6 protein-coding genes are annotated in these 7,028 nt (G+C 55.1%); 3 read left to right on the plus strand and 3 right to left on the minus strand.

Going from position 1 to position 7,028, the window contains the following annotated elements; all coding sequences use genetic code 11:
• Nucleotides 1-78: 78 nt before the first annotated feature.
• Entirely contained in the window at nucleotides 79-1,266 is a 1,188-nt protein-coding gene (locus GOX21_RS14625) for a sterol desaturase family protein (protein WP_170378150.1), read from the minus strand.
• A gap of 121 nt (nucleotides 1,267-1,387) precedes the next feature.
• Between GOX21_RS14625 and GOX21_RS14630 the strand changes: the two genes are divergently transcribed.
• Nucleotides 1,388-2,464: a helix-turn-helix domain-containing protein gene (locus GOX21_RS14630; RefSeq protein WP_170378152.1), complete on the plus strand. Its 1,077-nt coding sequence runs from the start codon at nucleotides 1,388-1,390 to the stop codon at nucleotides 2,462-2,464.
• 142 nt (nucleotides 2,465-2,606) lie between these two features.
• On the opposite strand, the gene GOX21_RS14635 is transcribed toward GOX21_RS14630, so the two are convergent.
• Nucleotides 2,607-2,942 carry a winged helix-turn-helix transcriptional regulator gene (locus tag GOX21_RS14635; RefSeq protein ID WP_170362002.1) on the minus strand — a complete coding sequence of 112 codons (336 nt, stop codon included), beginning with the start codon at nucleotides 2,940-2,942 and terminating at the stop codon, nucleotides 2,607-2,609.
• A gap of 74 nt (nucleotides 2,943-3,016) precedes the next feature.
• On the opposite strand from GOX21_RS14635, the gene GOX21_RS14640 reads away from it, so the two are divergent.
• Both GOX21_RS14640 and GOX21_RS14645 read left to right on the plus strand, forming a co-directional pair.
• Nucleotides 3,017-4,105: an NAD(P)/FAD-dependent oxidoreductase gene (locus GOX21_RS14640; protein WP_170378154.1), complete on the plus strand. Its 1,089-nt coding sequence runs from the start codon at nucleotides 3,017-3,019 to the stop codon at nucleotides 4,103-4,105.
• Between the two features lie 60 nt (nucleotides 4,106-4,165).
• Complete coding sequence (locus tag GOX21_RS14645; RefSeq protein ID WP_170378156.1) at nucleotides 4,166-4,921, plus strand: hypothetical protein; 756 nt, start codon at nucleotides 4,166-4,168, stop codon at nucleotides 4,919-4,921.
• A gap of 617 nt (nucleotides 4,922-5,538) precedes the next feature.
• On the opposite strand, the gene GOX21_RS14650 is transcribed toward GOX21_RS14645, so the two are convergent.
• A complete protein-coding gene (locus GOX21_RS14650; protein WP_170378158.1) occupies nucleotides 5,539-6,924 on the minus strand; it encodes an MFS transporter in 1,386 nt (461 codons plus the stop codon).
• Nucleotides 6,925-7,028: the final 104 nt, after the last annotated feature.

Genomic DNA, 7,028 nt, shown 5'->3' on the forward strand with positions numbered 1-7,028 from the left:
CGCAACTTTGACAAAGCCGCCTTTCGCATTACGGGCCCGACGCCGATTTGGTAATGTGTTCACACGCAATGCGTGGAGTTAACCTCCGTGTTCAGAAAGTACGGATCGAAGGTAGTTTGTAGAGTGCCATGTCTGGCTTGCACAGATGATGCCGGCGCAGCCCTTGAGGATAAGCCGATGTTGGCTCGCTTGTCTGATTGCGCCTCGATATGTCCGCCCGGATTCTGGGTCCCGCAGCATTCCCTCCCAGGCAGTACCGTTGAACACAAGACCCGTCAGGATCAAATCGCCTATCTTCGCATGGGGTGTCTGCCCCTCCCAACTCCAGAGCAACCGACCGCATCTGGTGGCACTATCCCCGCCACAATCCTCGAATTCAACTATGATACCAAGCCCGGGCGACGCGTAGCGACCGCTGAGCTCGAAGGCATCGCCGCGACTGGCTGCCAGCCCCCCAACAATCGCTACAAACAGAAGTGCTGCTTTCAGACCAACAGGCCGGATGCGCGGCGCAACGCGGGCAAACTCGGTGAGGTACTTGGGATGTTCCGTCTTCATCAGCCGATCCCACCACGAAAAATACAGGCCGAGGTTGTAACCGGCATGGGCGTGATGCAGATCGTGATGGGTGACGCTTGTTAGCCAGCCGAAGACAGGGCGGCCTTTCTGATCGGCTGGAAAGATCTCGATCCCGCAGTGACCCACTGCATTGCGCAGCATCATATGGGTTACAAAAACGAACAGCGCCAATGGATGCGCCGGGAGGAGAACCAATACCAAAGGCAGGTAGACCGCGTTTACCACAGCCTCACCGACATCGAAGCTATAGGAGGTGAAGGGCGTAGGTTGGTGTGATTTATGGTGCAACCGGTGGAACCGCCGAAACAGCGGCGGGTAGTGCAGCGCGCGGTGTGTCCAATAAAACCACGCATCGTGGAGGACGATCAGCGCCACGATGCTGAACGCGAAATAGGCCCAGCCAAATGTCGCGACCTGTTGGTATATCGTGATGACCCCTGCCCTGGCGCCCAGCACGATTGATGTACCAGCAGCAGTAAAGATCAGAACGGTCCGCAGGCTTACTAGTATCTCGCGACGGATCTGGCCCTTGGGTAGATCCGACAGGCGGACTTTTTGCGCGGCAAGCCGACGTGCCAGAAGGACATTGATCAACAGATACGTACCGCCTGCGCCCAAAACATAGCGCAAGAAGTCTCCGCCAAAGACATTTGCATAGACGGAAAGCAGTGTAGTGAGATGTGTCATTGGCTTCTCCAAGTGCGAAAGGACATGCAAAACGACCTGACGCATGCGGGTATCGGATTCCCTCTGATTTCGAAAAACGATGGGCAACTTGAGTTTTCGGCGAGTATTTTTCATTTTCGACATGGTCCAGCCATTGACCGGCAAGCCAATTCGCACTTCGCTTATGCGCGTGATGTCAGATTTAGCGGTCTTCGATATTTTCCTGCGTGGTAGCGCCGTTGGCGTTCTCTTTCTCTGTGCTGTGATCTTTTTGGCAAACGGACCCCGAACCCGGAAAAGTCTGGCCGTCGTGCTGCTGTGCCTGAGCCTAGGCCCTTATGTGATCGTGTCCTCTCCGGGTATCGATCTGAGCGAGGGGCCAATCCGGTTTGTACTTGTGATGGTCGCGGGCGTGATCCCGGTTCTGATCTATTGGGCCGCGATTGAGCTGTTTCAGGATGACGTTGTCATTCGACCCTGGCAGATCACCGTCGCGGTTCTTATCGTTGGAACAAGCTGGTTGACCCAGCTGCAATTTCCGCTGGGTGCGGTTCGTGGCGCATGCGTGCTGATCTTCTTTTTGCACATGCTGAAAATTGTTGTTTCAGGCGAGGTCGAAGATTTGATTGCCGAACGCCGCCGGTTTCGCCGTTGGTTTCTGGTCTGGCTATTGACCCTTGGCATAATCATCACGGTGATTGAAATCACCCATTTGGATCAGGTGCTTCCGTATTGGGTATTCCCCCTACAGGCATCAGCAATTTGCCTGTCTGCAGCGGCGTTCCTGGTTTGGTCGGTGCGTGTTGCACCCGGCATTTGGATCGAACACTCTGCTGCCTCGCAGCGCGACATAAACCCGAACCCTGCGCAAGCGGCATTGATCAAGCGTATTGATACTGCGATGGCTGCAGGTCTTTGGAGAGAGGAAGGCCTGACCGTGGCACAAATGGCCGCCAAACTCGGGACGCAAGAGCATCGGCTACGGTCTGCGATCAATCAGGGAATGGGACACCGCAACTTCACCAGCTTCGTGAACGCATTTCGCGTTCACGAGGCGCAAGCGATGCTGGAAAAGCCGGAAATGGCCGAGCGTACAGTGCTCAGCATTGCTTTTGACGTTGGCTTCTCTTCGCTTGGGCCATTCAATCGGGCCTTTCGCTCGCAAACAGGCAAGACCCCCACAGAATACCGAAATGAAGCGTTGTTACGAGAGGAATGATCGCAGCCAGCCGCCCTTTGCTGACCTTGATCAAAGTGTCCAGTGCAGCGTTTCTGCTTATTCACAAGCGAACATTGATGCGCAACGCCTCAGACTATTCTTCTTTCTCCTGCAAATACGCAACAATTGACGTACGAGGCCCTCACTTCCTGGTGGCTAGCTTGTCCACATTTGCCGCTGCCCAATCATGCATAACTTGTAACACTGGTATCAGACTTTGGCCCAAAGGTGTGAGGCTATACTCCACATGCGGTGGGATCGTTTTGAAATCTTTGCGCGACACAAACCCGGCGTCTTGCAATTCGCTAAGCTGGCGGGTCAGCGTCCGGTGCGTGATGCTGCCAAGATTTCGTTGCAGTTGATTGAACCGCGAGGTTTCCTGCGCCAGCCAATAGATGACCAAGAGCTTCCACTTACCCGATATCGCCTCAATCAAAGGTTCAATGAGGCAATTTTCATCCGGTTCAACAGGCGCCATAACAGTATCCCAAATGACCGTACTTGTCGTTGTGATCTTGTGTTTCTAATTACGGCTCAGACGAATGGAAAGCAATGAGGAACAGAATGGACAAGCAAAAAGTCGTGATAGTTGGCGGTGGGTACGTCGGCTTTGAAGTCGCAAAAGAGTTGGATGAATATGCTGATGTCACTCTGATCGAGCAGCGAGAGGCTTTCATGCAGCCGCCAGCGGCCATTCGTGCACTACTAGAGCCCGATCTGCTGGATCAGATCATTTTGCCATACGACCGCTTGCTGAAGAATGGGCGGGTCATCCGTGGCCGTGCCGCTACTGTGACTCAATCCGAGGTAACGCTGGAAAACGGCTCTGCTTACCCTGCGGATTACATCGTCCTGGCCACTGGTTCGTCTTATGCAGCCCCTTTCAAACCGGCGCGCGATAGTATGGATGACTTTCGCAAGGCCAGTGCCGATGTCAGCGCTCGGCTGGCGTCTGCAAAATCGATCGTCATCGTTGGGGCCGGCCCCGTCGGTACCGAGTTGGCAGGAGAGATTGCAGCGGCACAGCCCAGTAAGGACATCACTTTGGTTTCGTCTGACAACAGCTTGTTTCCGACGTATCCCGTCAAGCTGGGGGCAGAGCTCAAACGCAAGCTGGAACGCGCCGGCGTGAACGTCGTGGTAGGCCAAAGGGCAGAGAATCTGCAGCACGCGGACAAACCTTATGCCGGATCAGTAAAACTGTCAGATGGCCGCGTTATCGAAGCTGATCTGGTCTTCCCCGTGATCGGGTCCAAACCAAATACGGCATTGGCGCAAACGCTGCCCGCGGTGACCGTGGCGCCCTCTGGCCGGATTAAGACGGATAGCTGGTTGCGCCCGTCCGAGTACCCAAATGTCTTCATCGCCGGGGACATAGCCGACGTCGGTGACAGTATGACGATTGTTGCGATCTCTCGTCAGAACCCTTGGCTGATCAAGACCCTGAAACAGGTCCTCAGCGGGCAACCGGTAGAGAAACAAAAGCCCTACGCGCCTTGGAAAATGGCACCGATCCTCGTTCCGCTTGGCCCCAAAATCGGAAACAGTTGGCTTTTTGCGACTGTCGGCGACTGGGTCACACGGAAGATGAAAGGAAAAGAACTCTTTATCCAGAAGTACCGCAAGGCATTTGGACGGTGACGGTCTGCCCTGCCCCAGCCATCATTTTTCTGGCATCAAGACGCTCTAGGAATTCGCCCAATGTTCCGTGTTGACCTTCCCAAATTTCCGACCCGCCATGGTTACATGAGCGAGAGAATCCAGCAGGCCTATATTAAATCGGCAATCGATAAGGGACTGCTACCGCCGGAAGCACTCCAGATGGCAGAGGTTGTCTCGCTGACTGCCCCCGGTGACCTGAGCAAGCCCATTCAGTTTTGGCAACTCTATTCCGTCCTCGGGCAAGAGCCCATCGTCGGCATCGTGCATAGGTTCTATGAACGTGTCTTTGCCGATGAGCCTTGGTTCACGTCCGTGTTTGAACGGGTCGGTGGGCTGAACCACCATGTCACAACCCAGGCGTCAATGTGGATCGATGTCATGGGCGGCGGCCCGTACTATCACGGCGCAGAGTTCCGGCTGAGCTTCCATCACACCCACAACGCGATAGCCCTGATGAACGACAAAGGGGCCAAGCGTTGGGTAACCCTGATGCGAGAAACGCTTGATGCATCCTCGGATTTGATGGCGGATGATCCCCGTGTCCGAACCAGCCTAAACACCTTCCTAACTTACTTCATGACCAAATACGCGGATGAGTTCGCGTTTGAGGATCGACACGTTTTTGGTGACACAAACGGCCAGCTCAAGCGCCGGATCAATTTCATGAAGATGACGACCGAAGCGATCGAAGCCTTGAGCGAGGAAGAACTTAGCGAAGCACTAAAGGAACGCGGTGTTGATGTTTCGCAATATCCAAACAAGCAAGCATTGGTAGGGAAGGCACTGATGATGTAACCCATCCGGCTCAAAGCGGACTTAGGCAAGGCCGTTATGAGCCGTGGTGAGGCTTCACCAGACCGGCCATTTGCGGCGACCGAAAACTGAGGCGGGTACGAACTCACCTGCTGCGCAAACACACGAGCCGTCATTGCCGGGCTGTACGGAATAGCCAGTCTTTTGATTATGGCGTGAACATGTATGCCGGTCCCCAACAGTGTTTATAAGTCGGAACAGGAAAGAAATGCCGGCACGCAATCCAAGCATGATCAGTAAAGGGTGCCTCACAACGGGATTCCAGAAGATTCCATGGCTTCAAGCCACCGGTCCAAAGCATCCAGACGAGACATGCCTTGCCCATCAATAACTCAACTTGCCGCAACTTTGATACAATCTCTTCCGGCTTCGGTCGCTTGTTCGCCATGTGGTTCCTTCATTTTCTTAACCATAACGGCGGACCACTTCAGAGGGGGAGGATCAGCAACCCTGCCCGTCCACTTTGCATTGCCGTAGTGACTTCAAAGGCCGTTTCGATCCGAGAACAAGAATTCTGGCTCCTCCACAATCGCCCCGCAATACGCGGATTACCTTTCTCGGCAACGTCACTCGGCGGGGGTCGGCGCATTGCGGGCGCGCTAGGCTCGGCTGCTAATTGCCAGCCCCAGGGCAATCAGGGCCAAACATGCAGTGGCCGTGAAAGTCATCGAAAAAGCATAGGCAACATCTGCGGCCGGAGCATTAGTGGCATCTCCCTTCCCGACTATGTTGACGAATAGCGTGGGTATTGCAGAGGCACCCGTCATCAGACCCAGATTCCGCGAGAGCCCGAGAAGGCCAGAGAGCCGGCCACGTTGTTCTTTGGCGGCGTGTATCAGAACCGCTGTGTTGTTAGCGGCAAGAAAAAGTTGGAAGCCGGGCGTCAACATGATGAGTCCGGCCAGATAGCCGCCGACACCGAAATATCCCGGCAGGTACGCCAGGCACAGCAGACCAACAGTAGTCTGCACAAGGCCGATGGTCATCGCGCGATGCGCACCAAGCCTGTCCGTCACCCATCCGGCCGGAACGCCGAAGAGCGCAGCGACCAGCGGCCCAACTGCCATAACCAAACCGATGATCGCTTCGTTCAATTCCAGAGAAAATGCCAGGAAGAACGGACCAACGACCAAAGTGGACATCATGATTGCGCTGACCAGAAGGTTCGAAAAAAGCCCGATACTTGTCCTCTGGTCGCGGAGCAATTTCATCGGCACCAGCGGTGAAGCTACACGGGTTTCGACAAGCCCAAAAAAGACGATTGCGATCAGAGCAGCAGAAAACAATACACCCGGTGGCACTGGGATACGCGAGGCTCCGCCGCTGGTTGCCAGAGCGTAGGCCGCCAGTGCAATAACCAACACTATGGTTCCCGGAAAATCCAATTCTCGGCAGGATACTGTCGGACGTTCGGAATCGCGCGTGATTGCGGTGACAGACAGTATAAGCGTGACACTAGCAAAGCCGGCAAGAAACCAGAACGCCATGCGCCAGTTGCCGATCGCCAGTAACGCACCGCCCAGTGAGGGGCCAAGGGCAGTCCCCGCAGCAGAAGTCGTGCCAAGCAATCCCATAGCCGTGCCCAACCGCTCAGTCGGGACAAAATCACGTGCGATAGACATTGGAAGCGCGATCAGGATCGCTCCGCCAAGCCCCTGCAACGCGCGTCCGGCAATCAGCAAGCCCAGGCTCGGGGCCATAGCGCACAGAACCGACGCTGCAATAAAGACGATGAGACCAGCAATCAGCAAGCGACCGTGGCCGAATAGATCGCCAAGCCGCCCGGCGGATACGATCGTGATGGTCACGGATGTCAGGTAAGCCAGTACGACCCACTGCACCTCGGAAACTGTCGCAGCGAAGCTACGCGTCAGCGTCGGAAGCATTACCGCGGCAATACTGATACCCAATGAGGCGGTCAATGTCGCTGCAGCGAGAGTGATCAGGATGGGAATGGAAGATTGCGCCTGCACCGTATCAGTCATCGTAAGCTCTCTTGTCTCATGTGCCAGTGAGGAGCTATCCTGCCACTTAAAGTCGACTTGAGGTCAACCATGAAACTTCTTGATATTGGCGTCCTGTCCAAAAG

This window comes from Ruegeria atlantica, assembly GCF_013032005.1.
Classification (GTDB): domain Bacteria; phylum Pseudomonadota; class Alphaproteobacteria; order Rhodobacterales; family Rhodobacteraceae; genus Ruegeria; species Ruegeria atlantica_A.

What these genes read in the sequence shown, in the direction of transcription:
- GOX21_RS14635 (WP_170362002.1), bottom strand. Translation starts at nt 2,942, where the DNA reads ATGGCGCCTGTTGAACCGGATGAAAATTGCCTCATTGAACCTTTGATT.
- GOX21_RS14645 (WP_170378156.1), top strand. Translation starts at nt 4,166, where the DNA reads ATGTTCCGTGTTGACCTTCCCAAATTTCCGACCCGCCATGGTTACATG.
- GOX21_RS14650 (WP_170378158.1), bottom strand. Translation starts at nt 6,924, where the DNA reads ATGACTGATACGGTGCAGGCGCAATCTTCCATTCCCATCCTGATCACT.
- GOX21_RS14625 (WP_170378150.1), bottom strand. Translation starts at nt 1,266, where the DNA reads ATGACACATCTCACTACACTGCTTTCCGTCTATGCAAATGTCTTTGGC.
- GOX21_RS14640 (WP_170378154.1), top strand. Translation starts at nt 3,017, where the DNA reads ATGAGGAACAGAATGGACAAGCAAAAAGTCGTGATAGTTGGCGGTGGG.
- GOX21_RS14630 (WP_170378152.1), top strand. Translation starts at nt 1,388, where the DNA reads ATGGTCCAGCCATTGACCGGCAAGCCAATTCGCACTTCGCTTATGCGC.